This is a genomic window from Colwellia asteriadis (genome assembly GCF_039523295.1).
Classification (GTDB): Bacteria; Pseudomonadota; Gammaproteobacteria; order Enterobacterales; family Alteromonadaceae; genus Colwellia; species Colwellia asteriadis.
Genome location: NZ_BAAAFA010000001.1, coordinates 622904 through 641515, shown reverse-complemented (window position 1 = coordinate 641515; position 18612 = coordinate 622904). Strand labels below are relative to the sequence as shown.

Below are 18612 nucleotides of genomic sequence, written 5' to 3'. Positions count from 1 at the left end.
TTTTTCACAACAATATCACTCTTTTTATTTAATTGGATTTACTAGGAGCTGTTGCTCTTTCACGGTTAACTTTTAGCCGAACCCTTCAGGCAGCGTTTATTAGTCATTTTTACCGCGTTATCGCCTTTTTAAGTAACGCTAAATTACAAAGGCTCTGCCTTGTATAAATACCCAACAAAAAGCTGCAAAAATAATCTCGAAAGATCAACAGCCCCTCGCTTATTCCTGTCAGCCTTTGCTGGCGTTTAAACTGAAATAGCAATTCTTGGTAGCGCTTCAGCTGAACTGTCAATTTTTGGTGTGCATAGTAATAAACGTGCAGACTCAATATTACCTTGTTCGATAAGGTAATCTTTTAATGCGCTGGCTCTTTCATTACCTAATGCGGTTAAACGCTTTTTATTGCCTTTGTCAGTAACTTTTTCACCGTTAGGTAAGCCAATGTCAGCTGGTGTTGTTACTGCACATAGATTGACACGAGTGCTTTTTTTCTTCTGCATTAACTCAATAAATTGTGTTAAATACACTTGCTGCTCTTCACCGGGTGCTATTTGCGTTGCACTATAAGGTAAGTCGTCAAAGCGTAGCTTTAAGGCAAATTCTCCAGCAGTCATGGCTAGCGATACTATATTTGCATACGGCACAAAGGTTTTTACTAAGTAATCTTGGGTGGCACTTATAATCGCTTTTTGCGTAATTAAGGTCACGATACTACTAACACCAAATTTAGGGTCGTCGGTTGAGCCACTTAATGGTAAGCCAAGCTCTACATTACCGTCACCATCTTTTAACATACCCATCGCAATATTAAGCGGCAATGCACCTTGAGCCAATATACTGTCAACTTCATCGTCATCAACAATAGCTGTTTCTAAGCCTTGTAATAACAATGTGGTATCGCCTTCAAGTATATCGCCAGTTAATAGCACATCCAGGTTGATATTTAATTGTCCTGTTTTAACTTCTAAACCTGTTGAGTCTTTTAAGTAAGACGAGATAGTTGGTAAAGATAGCTCCTTAAAGTCACCTGCAATTTTATAGATTGGTGTTGTAGCAAAGGGTTGAATAAAGCCCGTTAAGTTGAAGTTGGTATATTTATTATTACGGCCTTTAAAAACAAAAGGGCTTGGCTGAGATTGTTTCTCTTGATCGTTACTTAAGTGCTCAAGAGTTAAGGTATCAATAAAAAAATCAGAGTTGTAATGAGGATCAACACTATGATCAATAAAGAATATTTCATTGGTATTAACGAGCTGAAATTTATTTAGGCTAAAGATAAAATTAGGTTGTGCTTTTTCTTCAGGCGAAGGTGTCGCAATGGTTTCTTCTTCAAGAGTATTTTCGTTAGGCGCTTCAATTGCGTGCGCTACTTCATCAACTTGCTCGCTACTGGCTAAATTAACGAGGTTTATTAGCTCTTTTTCTTTATTGATAATGACATGGCTTAGCAAGCTATCGAGGGTGATAGTGTCAATTGATAATCGTCGTTCATTAAGATTGATGTCATCAATTACTAATTGTTTTAGCTTAACAATTGGCGGTAATTTTTCGTTGTTAACAAGCTCACTAGTTTCATTAGTCGTTGAAAAAACTAAGTTATCGAAAATAATATCGGCTATTTTTATACTTGGGTGTTCTTCACGATGATAAATAATATTATCAATTGCAAGCTTCTCGGCGCTGAATACTTGCTGATGTTTAACGGTGTCAGCGGTTTTGCGTACCGTAAAGTGATTAAATGCGATAGACCCCGTGCCGTCTAATTGCGCTATTTCACCATTATTGATTGTTAACATTAAATCAGTAATTGAATGCTGAACATTATCTAATGATACTCTTTGCTCTGGTAAAACAACGATTAAATTATTATTAGCAATATTTGCTTGCTCGATATGTAAAGCGATCCCTGACGCTTGTAAAGTAAGTTTTTGCTTAGCGTTTAATGAAAGCACGCCACTTAATTCGTTAAGTTGTGGTGCATAACGTAGTAGTCGTTCAATCGGGTAATTATCCAGAGTAATTTCACTGTTTATATCACCAAGGGCATTATCAAGGTTTGCATCAACTTTTAACTGTAAGGCAGTTGTATCTAACAATGCGTTGATAAATAGTTGCCCTTGTTGATGTTTTTCAGTGGCTTTTACATCACGTAAGGCAAAGTCGTTAATGGTAATTTCATGAGGAATATCGTTATTAATAATATCTAGATGAAATTGAGAAATTAAAAATTCGGGTAAAATGATTTGATAAGGTAGCGGTGCTGTTGGCTCTGAGGTTTCAACAGGCTCAACAGGGGGATTAGGGTCTGTTGCTGGTTTACTTTCGGGTAATTCCACGCCGGCTATTGTTAATTTCCCTTGATTATGAACAATCTTAATATAGCTGTCATTTAGGGTGAATTCTTCAATGAGTACATCATCAAATAGTACTTCCCACAAACGTAATTGTAGGGTGAGTGAGCCAATAGAAAATACCTTTTCTTGAGATGCTTGGGTAGTTAGTGTGAAGTCGCTGATATGCAGCTCAGTCATAAACGGGTTATAGCGGATACTACTGTCTTGTGAAAGCGCCAAGCCGTATTCATGCAAAACAGGTTCAAGATAGTGTTTAGTAACGGGGGATGATATCGCCCAAATGAGAAAATAAAGAGAGAGATATAACGATAAAATTACTTTGAATATAGTGTGAGTTAACACTGAACGTACGCTGGCCATTTTAACAATAGTTCCTTGATTGGTCGGGGCGGTAGAGTATGGCTTAAGGTGGTAAATATATTTACACATTTTAACAAAAAGCATACAATTGTAACTTGGTCGTTAGGTTGATTACTAACGTTAATTTAAAAAGTTAAGGATACCATTATCAATGGATATTAGCATCGAGCAAGTAGAAGGTTATGCCGCTACATTAAGTGAAATGGCAGTGCAATACGGCGTACAGCTTTTAATGGCTATTGTTGTCTATATTGTTGGCAACATTATTATCAACAAGTTAGTGAGCTTAGTTGAGTTAGCGTTAAAGAAAAAACAAGTAGAAGCGACATTACACCAGTTTTTATTAAGTATTTTACGTACTTTATTAAAAGCAATACAAATTATCGTTTTTGCTTCAATGATAGGTATTGAAACGGCTTCACTTATTGCGATTTTAGGTGCTGCTGGTTTAGCGATTGGTTTAGCACTGCAAGGTAGCTTAGCTAACTTTGCTGGTGGCGTTTTAATTTTATTATTCCGTCCATTTAAAAACGGTGATGCGATTAAAGCACAAGGCCATGTTGGCTCAGTTGAAGAAATTCAAATCTTCAATACCATTTTAAAAACCTTTGATAACCAACGTATTATCATTCCAAATGCTTTATTATCTAATGGCTGTGTAACTAACATTAATGTTAACGGTACTCGTCGTGTTGATATGGTATTTAGCATTGGTTATGACGATGATATTGCTAAAGCAAAAGCACTATTAAAAGCGATGATTGACGCTGACGATCGTATTTTAAAAGATCACTCAAATGATATTTGGGTTGGTGAACATGGTGATAGCTCCATTAATTTATTCGTTCGCCCTTGGGCAAATGCTGCTGATTACTGGGGCATTTATTTCGACTTTATGGAAAATGTTAAACTTGCTTTCGATAAAGAAGGTATTTCAATTCCATTCCCTCAAAGAGATGTTCATCTTCATCAAGCACCGAGTGCTTAATCGTTGATAGCTATGATATAAATCATTTTATATCACATTTTAAAGCCTATTTTAGCCAATAAAATAGGCTTTTTTATTGGCTAAAATAAAGTGAAATAACGAGATTTTTGAATATGGTGGTTATTTTTGCCGGAACTATAAGTGATAGAAAAGTACCATAAGATGATTGAAAAGTGCACCAATAGCTTTTTTTTAAAGGCAGAATAGAGCAGAGTGAGGAAAAATCAAACTGGCTTTATAATGTAGACAAGCTCCCTATGACTTTAATAATGTATGCAACATTATTTACTTGATAGTGTTTTGGTGATTCACATTAGAACTTCAGTTGTTCGATATGCTAATAAATATAATAATCAGAGGCTTATATGAAAACCAATACCGTTGCTGTCATTTTAGTACTAGTGACATTCTTTGCGATTTCTTTTATTACCAACATTATGGGGCCAATATTCCCTGCGTTAGTAAAAGATTTTGATATTAGCTTAGCGCTTGCGGGGTTTTTACCTTTTTCATTTTTTGCCGCTTACGGCATTATGTCAATTCCTGCGGGGCTTTTAGTTGATAAATATAGTGAAAAACCCGTATTAGTCAGTGCTTTTGTATTGTCTGCTATTGGTTCATTACTGTTTGCTTTAGTGCCAAGTTTTTTAATGGCAATGGCATCACTATTTTGTATTGGTACGGGTATGGCGATGTTGCAAGTGGCAATTAATCCGTTATTACGTGTTAGTGCAGGTAAAGAAAATTTTGCTTTTTATTCAGTATTAGCGCAGCTACTTTTTGGTGCTGCAGCAACGGTTAGTCCTTTAGTTTATTCAGGCTTAGTCAAAGGTATGAGCGAGTCAAACAGTACCGGTGTGATGGCACTTTTAAGTGACATTGTTCCTAGCAATATGACTTGGCTCTCTATGTATTGGTTATTTGCCCTCGTTTCAGTGGTAATGCTAGTGTTGATCTTTTTAATTAAATTGCCTCGAGTTGAGCGCAATGAAGCAGAGTCGGTTGGCGCGTTGGCGGTTTATCTTGAGTTATTTCAAAATAAAACGGTTATCTTATTTTTTATTGGTATTGCTGCCTATGTGGGAACAGAGCAAGGGGTAGCTAATGCAATTTCATTATTTTTAGAGCGATATCATGGTTTAGATCCACTGACCGTAGGAGCAAGTACCGTCAGTGATTTTTGGCTAATGCTAACTTTAGGCTGTTTTTTAGGATTAGCTTTATTAAAAGTGCTGGATAGTCGCTTGGTATTAAAATTATTTTCAGCGGGCGCGGCAATTTCATTAACTTGCGCCTTATTTGGCAGTGCCAATGTTGCGCTTATTGCTTTCCCATTAGTCGGTTTCTTTTTATCTATTATGTGGTCAGTTATCTTCTCATTAGCGCTAAATTCATTAGCGGAGCATCACGGCTCTTTTGCCGGTATATTATGTACAGGTATTGTTGGTGGCGGTTTAGCATCACCACTGGTTGGTTTACTTGCGGATTTTAGTGGTGACTTACGTGTTGGTATGGTGGTAGTTTACCTCACAATTGCGTATATTTTTGCTATTGGCTTTTGGGCTAAGCCATTAGTTAACAATAAAACCATTAATTTATTTAAAAAAGAGACTAAAGCCTCAGCATCGGTTGCCAATAGTTAACCGTTTTCATTCACTTAATGTAGTACCGTATATGAATAATAAAAAGACACTATTAGCGTTAACATTAACCACAGTATTGTTAAGCGCCTGTGAAAAAGAACCTTCACAAAACCCTAATACTAGCACTGTTGAAAAACCTGTGGCTATGAGTCCGCAGCAACAGCTCAATGAATTAGCTAATAAGCTAGTGGTTAAATATAATTTTTTAAGTAATATCGAAACTGACTGTCCTGATTTTGAAGGTAAGCCTTTAGACACTTGCTATGGTGCTGAAATATTATTGAGTGTGCCAGAGGGTACAACTAACAACTTAACGATTGATACACCATGGCAGCTTAACTATTCACAGGTATATCCTGTATATGCTAGTGAAGGTAGTGATTTTGAGTTGGTGCATTTAAATGGTGATATTCATGTTATTTCGCCAAAAGATAGCTTCGCGGGCTTTAGTGCCGGAGAAACCCAAAAAATAAAACTATGGGTTAAAAGTACCTTAATTACTGAGTCGGAATTAATGCCTAATTACTGGCTTTCAGCTAATGGTTTAGCACCAGCGGTTGTTGAAAGTACTAAAACGTTAATTGATAAAGAGACTGGTTTAGAGGTACAGCCTTACGTAGTGCCTTTTAGTGATACTGTGAAACAAATTAAGTCTGCACCTGATGATATTAACCAATATGCGTCAGCCGCTTGGCTTTATCAAAATGAGCCTGAATTAGCACCAGCTGATAAAAAAGCGCTTGATTTTGCTATTATCCCTACACCTAAATCAATGCAGGTTATTGATGAGTCAGCGCGTTTGTCATTGGCTAACGGCATTAAATTGAACTTAGTGGGAGAAATCACTTATCCTGAGCTATCGGCGGCACTTGAGCGTTTAGCTCTATTAGGGATCAACGAAAGTTCAGAGAGTAATAATACCGTTCCGGTTAATATCAGCTTAAATGCTGAAAAACCAGCAGACTGGCAAGCTGGGCATTATCAATTGCGTGTTAGTGAAAACAGTATTGCTATCGCAGCGCAAGATGCCACAGGAGCTTTTTATGCTCTACAAAGTTTAGCGAGTTTAGTGACTTTAGGTAGTACTGATATTCCTTTAGTGGTTATTGATGATCAACCGCATTACGAATATCGCGGCCAGCACATTGATGTAGCGCGAAACTTTCAATCAAAAGAGTTTATTTTTTCGTTAATAAGGCAAATGGCAGCTTATAAAATGAATAAGCTACATTTGCATTTAGCTGAAGATGAAGGCTGGCGTTTAGAAATGCCAAGCTTGCCTGAATTAACGCAAGTTGGGGCTAAACGTTGTTTAGATTTATCTGATAATAACTGTTTACAGCCACAATTAGGTGGTGCTGGTGCTACTGAGCGTGATGGTTACTATAGTGTGGCTGATTACCAAGAAATTTTGCAGCTGGCCACCAAACATCACATTCAAGTGATTCCTTCACTTGATATGCCAGGGCACTCTCGTGCAGCCATTAAAGCAATGGAAGCACGCTACCATCATTACATGAAACAAGAAAACGAAGCTGAAGCTTTGCGTTACTTGTTAACAGACTTTGATGACAAAACGGTTTATAGCTCAATTCAAAACTATAACGATAACACTTTAAATATTTGTATGGAGTCAACGTACACCTTTGTTGATCGCGTACTTGAAGACTTAAAATTAATGCATCAGCAGGCAGGTCATCCACTAGCGCTTTATCATATTGGCGCAGATGAAACCGCAGGTGCGTGGGTTGACTCACCAGTATGTAAAGCGTTAATTGCCGATGACAGTAATGAATTTAATGACAGCAAGCATTTAGGTGCGCATTTCATTGAACGTGTCTCGAATATGGTTGTAGCCAAAGGTATTGCTGTTGGTGGTTGGAACGACGGTTTAAAAGAAACCCAAGTAGATAAAATGCCAAGTGGTGTGTACTCATATATTTGGGATGCGCTACCGTGGGGAGCTCATAAGCAAGTAAGTGAGCAAGCGCATAGAAACTGGAACATTGTTTTATCAACACCCGATGTACTGTATTTTGATTTTCCATATCAAATTGATCCTAAAGAACGAGGCTATAAATGGGCTTCTAGACGTGTGACAGCAAGAACAATATTTAACTTTATGCCTGACAACTTACCTATTCATGCTGAGTTTCGCCGTGATACTTTAGGTAAAACCTTTAGTGTTAATGATGAAGTACAGCACGATGAACAAGGTAAGATAACTCACCAACCTTTACCTAAAAACTTTACCGTAAAAGGAATACAAGGGCAGATTTGGGGTGAAACTATGCGAAGCCGAGAGCAGGCAGAATATATGCTTTACCCGCGTTTATTCTCTTTAGCGGAGCGAGCATGGCATCAAGCAAGTTGGCAAGTGCCTTATAACTACCAAGGGCAAAGTTTTAGTCCTACCTCAGGTGTTTTCACCGAGCAATTAAAGCAACAGCGAGATGAACAATGGTTGGCTTTCTCAGCGGCTTTAGGTGAAAAAGAGTTACCTAAACTTGAGCTAGATAATGTTTTTTATCGTGTTCCTACGGTTGGAGCAGTTATCGAAAATGGTAAGTTAATTGCAAATACCGCGATTAAAGGTTTGCCGATTGAGTACCGAGTTAACGGCGCCGCGTGGCAAATATATCAAGCGCCAGTTGAAGTTGATGGCAATGTAGAAGTGCGCGCACGTACTCGTGACTCAAAACGTGCGGGTCGTATTTTACCGGTTGTTGAGTAGTCATTAAGTCTGTTTATTACAATATATTTTATTGTGATTTTCACGCCTATTAAGTTAAAGGCATTAAGCTAAACTGAGTTATAGCTTAATGCCTTTTTTATTACTTTTCTAAACCTGTATCTACTCAGGTAAATATCACAATCAAAATTTGTTCTTTTGTACTATTTTAAGGTGTCAACCCCGATAGAATAGTACTTTAATGTGATAGATAAATATGCGTATAGAATTGAATTTACGGCAGAATAGCGCACTATACTTATTGTTCTGCCTCTTATGCATATCAGTAACTTACTGTACGTATAAATAAATTTATGGTTTTTTATGAAGCAACTTTCTATCGTCGCAATTGATCTTGGCGGCACAAAAATTAACTTGGGTCTTTATCGAAATGGCGTTATTGAACGCAAAATTTATAAGCCATTTGATGCACAAATGAACTTGCCAGACTCAATAGCATTTATTAAAACCTGTATTGATGAAATTAAGGTTGAAGACACCTATGCCATTGCTATCGGTGTGCCTAGCATAGTCGATGTGAAGCAAGGCATAGTATTTGATGCCGTAAACATTAAGTCGTGGACCACTGTAACATTAAAGAGTGATTTAGAGGCTCTTACTCATTTACCCGTCTATGTTAACAATGATGTTAACTGTTTTGTTAAGGGCGAGCACTTACTTAAAGTGTCAAGTGGTGTTGAGGACATGATTGGACTGTGTTTAGGGACAGGTCTGGGCTCGGGTATAGTTTTGCAAAACAAACTTTATGAAGGCCATAACGGCTGTGCTGGGGAAGTGGGTGGTATTCCCTACCTTGATGGTACATTCGATGAGTATTGCTCTGGTAACTTCTTCAAAACCCATTATCAAGAGTGTGGCAGTGTATTGGCAGAAAAAGCACGCCAAGGCGATACACAAGCACTACTTGCTTTTGATGAATTTGGTCGACATCTCGCAACAGCGATTAGCCATTTATTACTGCTTGTTGATCCACAAGTTATTGTTTTAGGCGGCTCTGTTGCTAAATCATTTGATTTATTCATTGAACCGTTATGGCGTAACTTGGCTGGATTTCAATACAAAAGTGTTATTGATAATTTAATCATAATACAAAGCACACAAGAAGATAGTGCATTAATTGGCGCAGCGCATTTATATATGGATAGCATTACAACGGCGCTGTTGTTAGAAGCGGTTTAACGAGCACAACTAATATAAATAATTAAAGCGCCATTATTTATATTAGTTGTTTATATTTGTTAAGTTGAGCGCAGGTTAATTAGCGTACTTGCTTAAGTGCGTTAGTTATTTCAAGTTCAAATTGCTTTTGTTTTTGCTGATTAAAACCAACATGTGAGCTGATTTTATTACCTTGTCGGTCAAATAAAAAGCTGCTTGGCATACCTTTGATTGCAAAAGGTTTGACTAAGCTACTTTTGGGGTCATAAATAATAGTGAATTTAGCGGGTACTTCCTGTAAAAATTTTTCAGCAAAAGACTTTTCGTTATCAAGATTAACACTTATCACCATAAATCCTTGTGAACTATATTTTTCTTCCATCTCATTTAACCAAGGGAAAGATTTTCTACAAGGAACACACCATGATGCCCAAAAATCTAAATAAATGACTTTACCTTGGTGCGTTAACATTAGCGCTTCTAGTTTATTTTCAACGGTTTCGCTTCTTGCGTTCTGACAAAAAACAAGTAAGCCGAAAGTTATCGCTAGCAATATATAAATATTTCGATTAATCATAGAGTTTCTAACATTTTTCCAACATAAGTTAACTATACTTAGCTTTATGCTTAATGCACAATACCCTTATTAAATTAAAAGAATTAGGGAGAAATCCTACTATGAATATACTTTCATTAATGTTGATCTTGCTATTGGTACTCTCGTCATTATCAGCTTTTGCATCAGCGAGCAGTCCGGCAGCAATAGGCAGTCAGCAAAGTGAAGCGGCGCATAATGCTTGGTTAAAAGACAGGTTCAAAGAGCAGCACCGAGAAATCATTCCGGTTGTTGCCGTAGCTGATATATTTTTCATGTGTAATAAAGAGCGCAAAGTTGATAGTGCCGACTATAGCTTGAGTGACCTAGTTACTAAGCTTGACCGAGATACCTTAGCTGAAAAACTCATTCTTTGTTTACAAGAAGATACGATGCAGTCGGACACCGCCTTGAATTTTGGCTTACTGGGTTGTTTTCATGAGCAGCTTTCTCATTTACCCGATGAAGAACGCCAACAAAAAATGCAGTTTGTTAGAAAAGCAATTAACAACTTGTCTCATGCTGAGCGCAAAAAAAGCTTCACGCAATGTGTAACTGAGCAAGCTATTCACTACCTCAAATAACCGTAGCTATGTTAAGTGTTGAGTAATATTGGCTGTTTTTCATATTTAATTCATAAATTGTAACAAATGGCGGCTAGGATTTACTTTTGCGACTTTCTCTTTGTTAGCAATTTCACTTATAGTAACATTAATTTTTTAGCGTTTATTAAGCGTTCACTATTTTTAAACAGTGTGGCTTTAAGCGATTTTCATCATAAGTAAAGTGAGTAAAACATGATCCAAGAAACACCTAAAATTCTCGTTGTCGATGATGATATGCGTTTACGCTCTTTACTCGAGCGGTACCTAGTTGAACAAGGGTTTACGGTGCGTAGTGCTGCTAACTCAGAACAAATGGATCGCTTACTTGAACGAGAAAACTTTCATTTATTAGTGTTAGATTTAATGTTACCAGGAGAAGATGGCTTATCAATTTGTCGCCGCTTACGTCAAAACTCGAATAACATTCCTATTGTAATGCTTACTGCTAAAGGGGATGAAGTAGACCGTATTATTGGTTTAGAGTTAGGCGCTGATGATTATATGCCTAAGCCATTTAACCCGCGAGAATTACTAGCACGTATTAAGGCGGTATTGCGTCGTCGTGTTCAAGAGGCGCCAGGCGCTCCTTCCCAAGAAGAAAATATTATTAGCTTTGGTGGCTATGAACTTAATTTAGCAACACGAGAAATGCAAAAAGATGACGTGAATATGCCGCTCACCAGTGGAGAATTTGCGGTATTAAAAGCGCTGGTTACTCACCCAAGAGAGCCACTTTCTCGGGATAAATTAATGAACTTAGCGCGTGGTCGAGATTATTCAGCCCTTGAGCGTAGTATCGACGTACAAGTTTCTCGCTTGCGTCGTATGTTAGAAGACGATCCCGCTAAACCTCGCTATTTACAAACAGTATGGGGCTTAGGTTATGTCTTTGTGCCTGACGGCCTTACTGCGTAATAAGTAATCGCTAACGCCGTGAATATTTTTATTCATTCACGGCGTAGGCTTTTACATATGTTCGCTTGAATTGAGTTGCAATGAAAATATTACCTCGTAGTGCTTTTGGGCAAACCGTTTTATTAATCGGTGTGCTTCTTTTTATTAATCAGCTGGTTTTTTATGGTGCCTTTGCTGCTTATGTTTTTGAACCACACCAACAACAAATCAATCAATTATTAGCCAAACAAGTACGTGTTGTATTTATTGATATTGAAGATGCAGAGTTGAGCCCTAAAATGGCTGAAGCATTTCATAATGAAACTGGTATTGGCGTTTATTATGAGCAAGATGCATTGCAGCTTGGTTTAGCCACTTCTGCTTATTACCCTTATCGTTCTGAGCAAATGTCTGCCTTACTCGGCGGCCCTACCGAAGTGAGAGTATCAATAGAAGATGAACACCTTTTTTGGATTCGTGCGCCACAGGCACCACAATTATGGGTTAAAATTCCTTTATTAGGCACCGAAAAAAGTAACTACTCACCGTTAATTATATTTTTGGTTATTATTGGGCTGTTGAGTGTAATTGGTGGTTGGGTTTTTGTTCGCCAGCTGAATAGGCCTCTAAAATCATTACAAAATGCTGCTGAAGATGTTGGACGTGGTGATTTCCCTGAGCCTTTAGCGGAGCGTGGAACCTCTGAAATAATTGCGGTAACACAAGCCTTTAATCATATGTCAAAAGGTATTAAGCAGTTAGAGCAAGATCGAAACTTACTCATGGCGGGCATCTCTCATGACCTGCGAACACCACTGACTCGTATTCGTTTAGCAAGTGAAATGATGCAAGAACAAGATGCCTTTTTGAAAGAGGGGATAGAGCAGGATATTGATGATATGAATAATATTATCGATCAGTTTATAGACTATTTGCGTCACGACTCTAAAGACAAAGCTGAGCTTGGCGATCTTAATGTGTTAGTCGCCGAAGTGCTAAACGTAGAAACGCCGCCAGATAGAAACATTGCTTTTCATGATGGAGAATGTCCACAACTACCCCTTAAACATGTTGCCGTAAAACGTGCTATTGCAAATTTAGTGCAAAATGCGCTGCGTTATACCCAAGGTGATATTGAAGTTTACACAGGTGTTGCGAAAGAAAAAGGCTATGCACAAATCATTGTGAGCGACAATGGTGTTGGCATACCTGAAGCGGATATTGAGCGTTTATTTCAACCTTTTACTCAAGGTGATACTGCAAGAGGCACTGAAGGTAGCGGCTTAGGTTTAGCAATTATCAAGCGTATTATTGACACTCATGGTGGTAAAATATCGTTATCTAATAAGGAAACTGGCGGCTTGCAAGCTAAAATACTATTACCTCTAAAGAATACCTTTAAAGATCACCTTTAAAGATCACCTTTAAAGCTTAAATAAGCCCCTAGCGATTCAGAAAATAATTTTGTTGCTATTCAATTTGTTAAATAACTCTTAAATTGAGTTCAGGTTAGCTAAGTTTATTTATTGAAAAAGCCATCACTATCTTCAATGATGGCTTTTTATTATCAGCAATAGTTTTAATTCGCTGGATTGTGCTGACCAATAAATTGGTCAATGGCTTGAAGTATTTTTAATCTGCTTTGCGCTTTAAGCAAATTGTGCCCTTCATTTTCAAGTTCCACGTAAGTGACATTCTTATCTTCATCTTCTAAAGCACTATACATTCTTGAAGACTGCTTAGGGCTGACTACTTTGTCAAGCTCACTCGCAATTAATAAAACTGGTACCTTAATGTTATCAACAAAGTTAATGGGTGAAATCGTTTCGAAGTAATCATCGGGTAAGGTTTTAGTACGTAATACATCGTCCCAGTAAGCAATAACAGAGTGTTCTTTGCCATAAGTATCTCGGTCATTTTTCATCATAAAATCAATATCACTTACCCCATTGATAGCAATTGCACATTGATAGACCTCTGGAGTAAAAGCCGCACCAGCTAGTGCGGCATAACCACCGTAACTTGAGCCAACGATACAAACTTTATTGGCATCAATCTCTCCCATGGTAATTAATTGATTAACCGCATCAGTCAAATCATCCTGCATTTTTTTACCCCACTCACCTCTGCCTTTTAAGGTAAATTCAGCGCCAAAGCCTTTAGAGCCTCTAAATTGTGGCTGTATTACTAAATAACCACGACTAGCAAAGTATTGACTAAGCCAATCAAAATCACTAGTGTCATAAGACTCAGGTCCTCCATGAGGTAAAATAATTGCCGGTAACTTTTCGGTACTATTAACCGCACTATTTGGAATGGTAAGCAAGGTTGGAATGACTAAGCCATCGCGTGCTTTAAATGAAAATTCAACAACATTATTGACAGCTTGCCAGCTGATATCTGGGCGAATAGAGCCAACATGTCCCAGTTGCCCGTTTTCTAAATAAAGATAGTCGCCGACCAGGCCGTCACCTTCAACATGAAAAATAACCTTTTTCCAGTCGCGAGTGTAATCACTAATATAAATAGAGCTATTAGGGAGCTCTTGCTGTATTAGTTGTAGTTTTTTCTGGATGTTCTCATCAAAAAAGGCATAGCTTGGCTTGAATCCAGCATATCGGACACCAGCCACTACTCTATTAATATCGCTTAAAGTTGCTGCGATTTCAGTACCTTCTTTAAGAAAAAGTGGCTTAGAGAATTTGCCAGTAGTTAATGAAAGTAAATAATACGCGCTACCTTGGGTTGTACTATTTTCTAACATGACTAAAGATTTGCCGTCAGCGGTTACTCCAGTAAAGCGTCTTTTAGTGTATTCAGTACTTTCTTGAAAGACTACCTGCCACTTATCATCTTTGCGTACCTCAATGGTATGCAGATCATCGTCATTATTAAAACGCTCACGTGCCAGTACTTGGTCAGTATTTGGCTTCATAAAGTAATCTATGGTGTCCTCGGTGCCTCTAATATGCGTTCTGGGCTTTCTACCGGGGTTTTGTAAGTTTACCGCCATTAAATCATATCTAAGTACAGCACCAGTTTTACCAGTGAAAGCAGGCATGTAAGCCCAGTTACCATCAGTAGAAATACCAATGACATTGCCCAAATCTGTTTGGCCAGTGGCAATACCATCACCTGGGCGTAATAAAGGGCTTAGCTTTTCATTGGCAATGGTATAAATAAGAGCAGTGTTAACATTATACTTTCCTTGGTAACCGTAAAGCCTTCGGTGTTTAGATACTACAAACAATAACTGTTCATTATTAATAAAGTAAACTTGCTCAGGCTGAATTTCTGCGATATTTAAACCGCCGATAAGTTTTTGTTTTACGGTATCAACAATAACAAAGAGATCTTGTTTATCGTCAGTCATTCTATAAGCAATCATTTTCCCGTTAGGGGATACAGCTAACATACTTTTGTGAGGGAGGGCACTATACACTTCTAAAGGCAGTGGTTTGTGGTTTTCTGCTGGTTTAGCGTAAGCGCTAGTGCAAACAGCTAAGATAATAAGTGTAAAAACAAACTTCATTGAGGTGATCATATTTATGTCCTTATAATTTATGGCGTTAACCTAAGGCAATTATCAAGGGCAGTCAAGCTTACTTTATTTGGATTTCAGATAAGGCGTGTGAGTATGTGATTGAAGTATAATGATAAAGTTCAGCTTACCGCTTAGAGTGAGTTTGTGGTATAAAAAAGCCACTAACTATAACGGTTAGTGGCTTACTTTTGCTCATGAAACTTACCGCAGTTTCATACAACTAATTACAGCTGCGGTCCTGCTGCAACTAATGATTTACCATTGTCTGTATCTGTAAACTTATTGAAGTTTTTAACAAAACGGTTTGCTAAATCGACTGCTTTGTTATGCCATTCGTTACTGTCTTCATAAGTATTACGAGGGTCTAAAATATCACCTTCAACACCAGCAACACTGTTTGGAACTTCTAAGTTAAACATTGGGATAATTGTGGTTTCTGCTTCATCAATTGAACCGTCTAAAATAGAGTCGATAATAGCGCGTGTTGCTTTAATAGAAATACGTTTACCTGAGCCATTCCAACCGGTGTTAACTAAATAAGCTTCAGCACCAACGGCTTGCATACGCTTTTGTAATACTTCAGCATATTGTGTTGGGTGTAAGCTTAAGAAAGCTGCACCAAAACAAGATGAGAAAGTTGGGGTTGGCTCTGTAATACCACGCTCTGTACCTGCTAATTTTGCAGTGAAACCAGATAAAAAGTAGTATTCAGTTTGCTCCGGCGTTAATTTTGCTACGGGTGGTAAAACACCAAAAGCATCAGCGGTTAAAAAGATAACTTTTTTAGCATGTCCTGCACGAGAAACTGGCTTAACAATATTATCAATATGATGAATAGGGTAAGACACACGGGTATTTTCAGTTTTTGAGTTATCGTCAAAATCTATTTTGCCATCAGCATCAACCGTTACATTTTCTAATAATGCGTCACGACGAATAGCATTGTAAATATCTGGTTCATTTTCTTTGCTTAAGTTGATTGTTTTTGCGTAACAGCCACCTTCAAAGTTGAATATACCGTTATCATCCCAACCGTGTTCATCATCACCAATTAGTTGACGTTTAGGATCGGTTGACAGGGTAGTTTTACCCGTACCAGATAAGCCGAAGAAAATAGCGGTATCACCATCTTCTCCAACGTTAGCGCTACAGTGCATTGAAGCGATACCTTGCAGTGGTAGGTAGTAGTTCATCATTGAGAACATACCTTTTTTCATCTCACCGCCGTACCAAGTACCACCAATTAATTGAATTTTTTCAGTTAAGTTAAATGCTACAAAGTTTTCAGAGTTTAACCCTTGTTCTTGCCACTTATCGTTAACTGTTTTCGCACCATTCATTACCACGAAATCAGGTTCGTATGTTTTCAATTCTTCATCCGAAGGGCGAATGAACATATTTTTTACAAAGTGCGCTTGCCACGCCACTTGTGTAATGAAACGTACTTTTAAACGTGTTGCTTCATCAGCACCACAAAAAGTATCAACAACAAATAAGCGTTGACCTGAAAGCTGTGTGGTTACTAAACCTTTTAAATGATCCCAAGTTTCTGGAGTCATTGCTTTATTGTCATTTTTACCTTGATCAGACCACCAAACTGTATCGCGAGTTACGTCATCACGCACAATGTATTTATCTTTAGGTGAACGGCCAGTAAATATGCCAGTATCGACATTTACAGCGCCTAGTTCTGTGACTACGCCCTTATCAAAGCCGTCAAGGCTCGCTTTAGTTTCTTCACTAAAAAGTAACTCATACGATGGGTTATAAACAACTTCAGATACATCGTTAATGCCGTATTGCGACAAATCAATTGAGTTTTCTTGGGCGGTCATATCGAATTCACTCCTAAGTATGACAAATTTTACTTTTGGGTTATGGTACTGAATGGTTTTTGAAAGTGCTTGTGAAAGTTTTCACTGGCTCTTTAGTGGGTATTTTAGGGGAATAGGAAACAAAACGAAAGTAAAAGTTAGTTTAAATTGAAAGTTTTCACTATAAATATCATGAATAGTGATAAAGAGAAGAGCTTTAAAGGAGTGTGTTTTTGTTAAGTTAATGTAATTTATGGGTATTTATTGTAGTCGATATTAATGATTTTTTATTTTTAATAATTGCCTTTACCTTGCCCAGAGCAAAAAAATTGCTAAGAGAACACTAAATATAAAGGCAATTACTATGTTTTTTAATGCTTAACTTTCGAAATGAAACTTTCTAGGCTAGTTTCATCAAAGTCATAAGTCGTGACACAATAATCACAAGTCATCGAAATTTTACCTTGCTCAGCTAAAATAGCCTTAATTTCACTTGGCTCAATTTGCGCGATGGCAGATAAACATTTTTCTTCTGAACAACCACATAAATAGCTGACTTGTTGAGGTTCAAAAAGACTGACTTTCTCTTGGTGATACAAACGATATAGTAGCGCTTCGGCTTCTAAGTTGAAGATCTCTTCTTGTTTGATGGTATTTGTTAACTGCGACAAATGCTCAAAATCTGTTTGTTGCTGTGCTTTATTTTCAATACTACCATCACCGTCAGGTAATAATTGCACTAAGGCGCCAGCGACTTGTTTACTATCACTAAATAGCCATACTTTTGTATCTATTTGCTCAGATACCTCAAAGTAATGTGCTAAACAGTCGGCTAAGTTATCAGCTTCTAAAGCAACAACGCCTTGGTATGCTTCACCTTGCTTAGGTCTAATGGTTATCACCATGGTACCTTTGCCGATTAACTCGTGCAGTGTTGAACCATCAGTGGTCTGAGTGAGTTTGGCAATACCGCGCATTTGTTGATTATTATCGCCAGATACCGACATATAACCTACAGGACCATTACCTTGTAACTGTACGGTTATATCCCCTTCAAATTTTAAGGTTGCGGTTAAAAGGCAAGTAGCGGCAAGTAGTTCACCTAATAAACGTTGCACCCCCTCAGGGTAATTATGGTTTTTAATGATACTTTGATAGCTACTGCTTAATTGTACTAACTCACCACGGGCATGGGCATCAGTAAAGAGGTAGCGGTTTAAAACATTAAAGTTGCTCATGGTGTTATATCCTTTCTTTAAATTCTCGTAGTTTACGGCGTTGCTTTTTGTCTGGTTTAGTGTCGCTAGCAGGGCTTAATAAAATCCCTTGCTTACGTGCTAAGGCATTTTTTTCACGTGTCGCTAAGCTGTTTGTGCTTTCTTCGTATAAGGTTTGTGCAAAACCAGCATCTTTGCGTTTATCAGCAAGGGCGATAACGGTAACTTCTTTTTCTTCGAAGCCTTGTCGTACTTTTATGGTATCGCCAATACTAACTGCTTTGCCTGATTTAGTGCGTTGACCATTATAAAATACCTTGCCGCCATCAATCATTTGTTTAGCAATAGCGCGGGTGCGATAAAATCGCGCTGCCCATAGCCACTTATCTAAACGTGTGGAACTGTTCTCTTTGTCTGTTGTCTTTAAATTAGTCATGGATTTATCTGTTTGTGAGTACACATTTTAAGACGCATACCGCGATGAATAATTACTTTGATCAAGCGCTGGAAATTTGTGCGCAAATTAACATAAGTGTCATTATTTCGCTATAGACTATGCTGGCTTTCTCTAAATAATAGTTTAATTGTTACATCTTTGTTAAGTTATGCCTTGTCTTGTTGTTGCATTGCTTGTAGCTTGTTATAGAGTCAAGTATCATCAGTGAGTTAAAGAGAATAAATTACATTT

Annotated in this window: 13 protein-coding genes and 1 pseudogene; 8 read left to right on the top strand and 6 right to left on the bottom strand. The window is 37.8% G+C overall.

The window, feature by feature from the left end:
• Nucleotides 1–69 precede the first annotated feature (69 nt).
• Nucleotides 70–249 (top strand): annotated as a pseudogene (locus tag ABD005_RS02685) (hypothetical protein); the annotation flags it as partial.
• Here the strand turns inward: ABD005_RS02685 and ABD005_RS02680 are convergent.
• Complete coding sequence (locus tag ABD005_RS02680) at nucleotides 246–2714, bottom strand: DUF748 domain-containing protein (RefSeq protein WP_343814647.1); 2469 nt, start codon at nucleotides 2712–2714, stop codon at nucleotides 246–248. The pseudogene ABD005_RS02685 and the gene ABD005_RS02680 overlap by 4 nt on opposite strands.
• A gap of 151 nt (nucleotides 2715–2865) precedes the next feature.
• Here ABD005_RS02680 and ABD005_RS02675 point away from each other — a divergent pair, with 151 nt between their 5' ends.
• From ABD005_RS02675 to ABD005_RS02660, 4 genes are all read left to right on the top strand, one after another.
• Nucleotides 2866–3702, top strand: a complete 837-nt coding sequence (locus ABD005_RS02675) for a mechanosensitive ion channel family protein (protein ID WP_215978368.1) — start codon at nucleotides 2866–2868, stop codon at nucleotides 3700–3702.
• 365 nt (nucleotides 3703–4067) lie between these two features.
• Entirely contained in the window at nucleotides 4068–5345 is a 1278-nt protein-coding gene (locus tag ABD005_RS02670; protein ID WP_343814643.1) for an MFS transporter, read from the top strand.
• Nucleotides 5346–5376: 31 nt separating this feature from the next.
• Nucleotides 5377–8079 carry a family 20 glycosylhydrolase gene (locus tag ABD005_RS02665; protein ID WP_343814641.1) on the top strand — a complete coding sequence of 901 codons (2703 nt, stop codon included), beginning with the start codon at nucleotides 5377–5379 and terminating at the stop codon, nucleotides 8077–8079.
• A 321-nt stretch (nucleotides 8080–8400) separates the two neighbouring features.
• Entirely contained in the window at nucleotides 8401–9276 is an 876-nt protein-coding gene (locus ABD005_RS02660) for an ROK family protein (protein ID WP_215978371.1), read from the top strand.
• A gap of 79 nt (nucleotides 9277–9355) precedes the next feature.
• Here the strand turns inward: ABD005_RS02660 and ABD005_RS02655 are convergent, their stop codons facing one another.
• Nucleotides 9356–9832, bottom strand: a complete 477-nt coding sequence (locus ABD005_RS02655; protein WP_215978372.1) for a TlpA disulfide reductase family protein — start codon at nucleotides 9830–9832, stop codon at nucleotides 9356–9358.
• A 101-nt stretch (nucleotides 9833–9933) separates the two neighbouring features.
• Here ABD005_RS02655 and ABD005_RS02650 point away from each other — a divergent pair, with 101 nt between their 5' ends.
• The 3 genes from ABD005_RS02650 to envZ all read left to right on the top strand — a co-directional run bounded on the left by ABD005_RS02650 (nucleotide 9934) and on the right by envZ (nucleotide 12764).
• A complete protein-coding gene (locus ABD005_RS02650) occupies nucleotides 9934–10434 on the top strand; it encodes a hypothetical protein (protein WP_215978373.1) in 501 nt (166 codons plus the stop codon).
• Between the two features lie 213 nt (nucleotides 10435–10647).
• On the top strand, nucleotides 10648–11370 hold the full coding sequence (gene ompR, locus ABD005_RS02645) for an osmolarity response regulator transcription factor OmpR (RefSeq protein ID WP_215978374.1): 723 nt from the start codon (nucleotides 10648–10650) through the stop codon (nucleotides 11368–11370).
• Between the two features lie 80 nt (nucleotides 11371–11450).
• Nucleotides 11451–12764 (top strand): two-component system sensor histidine kinase EnvZ, encoded by a 1314-nt coding sequence (envZ, locus tag ABD005_RS02640; RefSeq protein WP_343814632.1) that lies wholly within the window; start codon nucleotides 11451–11453, stop codon nucleotides 12762–12764.
• Nucleotides 12765–12928: 164 nt separating this feature from the next.
• On the opposite strand, the gene ABD005_RS02635 is transcribed toward envZ, so the two are convergent.
• The 4 genes from ABD005_RS02635 to ABD005_RS02620 form a co-directional block, all read right to left on the bottom strand.
• A complete protein-coding gene (locus ABD005_RS02635) occupies nucleotides 12929–14893 on the bottom strand; it encodes an alpha/beta hydrolase family protein (RefSeq protein ID WP_343814629.1) in 1965 nt (654 codons plus the stop codon).
• A gap of 224 nt (nucleotides 14894–15117) precedes the next feature.
• Nucleotides 15118–16728 carry a phosphoenolpyruvate carboxykinase (ATP) gene (gene pckA / locus ABD005_RS02630; protein ID WP_215978377.1) on the bottom strand — a complete coding sequence of 537 codons (1611 nt, stop codon included), beginning with the start codon at nucleotides 16726–16728 and terminating at the stop codon, nucleotides 15118–15120.
• Nucleotides 16729–17078: 350 nt separating this feature from the next.
• Nucleotides 17079–17945, bottom strand: coding sequence for an Hsp33 family molecular chaperone HslO (hslO, locus tag ABD005_RS02625; RefSeq protein WP_215978378.1), 867 nt, complete (start codon nucleotides 17943–17945; stop codon nucleotides 17079–17081).
• A 4-nt stretch (nucleotides 17946–17949) separates the two neighbouring features.
• Complete coding sequence (locus tag ABD005_RS02620) at nucleotides 17950–18360, bottom strand: S4 domain-containing protein (protein WP_343814626.1); 411 nt, start codon at nucleotides 18358–18360, stop codon at nucleotides 17950–17952.
• Between the last annotated feature and the right edge of the window lie 252 nt (nucleotides 18361–18612).

Bases quoted from the DNA above. Each gene is read 5' to 3' on its own strand.
- ABD005_RS02680 (WP_343814647.1), bottom strand. From the start codon at position 2,714: ATGGCCAGCGTACGTTCAGTGTTAACTCACACTATATTCAAAGTAATT.
- ABD005_RS02675 (WP_215978368.1), top strand. From the start codon at position 2,866: ATGGATATTAGCATCGAGCAAGTAGAAGGTTATGCCGCTACATTAAGT.
- ABD005_RS02670 (WP_343814643.1), top strand. From the start codon at position 4,068: ATGAAAACCAATACCGTTGCTGTCATTTTAGTACTAGTGACATTCTTT.
- ABD005_RS02665 (WP_343814641.1), top strand. From the start codon at position 5,377: ATGAATAATAAAAAGACACTATTAGCGTTAACATTAACCACAGTATTG.
- ABD005_RS02660 (WP_215978371.1), top strand. From the start codon at position 8,401: ATGAAGCAACTTTCTATCGTCGCAATTGATCTTGGCGGCACAAAAATT.
- ABD005_RS02655 (WP_215978372.1), bottom strand. From the start codon at position 9,832: ATGATTAATCGAAATATTTATATATTGCTAGCGATAACTTTCGGCTTA.
- ABD005_RS02650 (WP_215978373.1), top strand. From the start codon at position 9,934: ATGAATATACTTTCATTAATGTTGATCTTGCTATTGGTACTCTCGTCA.
- ompR (WP_215978374.1), top strand. From the start codon at position 10,648: ATGATCCAAGAAACACCTAAAATTCTCGTTGTCGATGATGATATGCGT.
- envZ (WP_343814632.1), top strand. From the start codon at position 11,451: ATGAAAATATTACCTCGTAGTGCTTTTGGGCAAACCGTTTTATTAATC.
- ABD005_RS02635 (WP_343814629.1), bottom strand. From the start codon at position 14,893: ATGATCACCTCAATGAAGTTTGTTTTTACACTTATTATCTTAGCTGTT.
- pckA (WP_215978377.1), bottom strand. From the start codon at position 16,728: ATGACCGCCCAAGAAAACTCAATTGATTTGTCGCAATACGGCATTAAC.
- hslO (WP_215978378.1), bottom strand. From the start codon at position 17,945: ATGAGCAACTTTAATGTTTTAAACCGCTACCTCTTTACTGATGCCCAT.
- ABD005_RS02620 (WP_343814626.1), bottom strand. From the start codon at position 18,360: ATGACTAATTTAAAGACAACAGACAAAGAGAACAGTTCCACACGTTTA.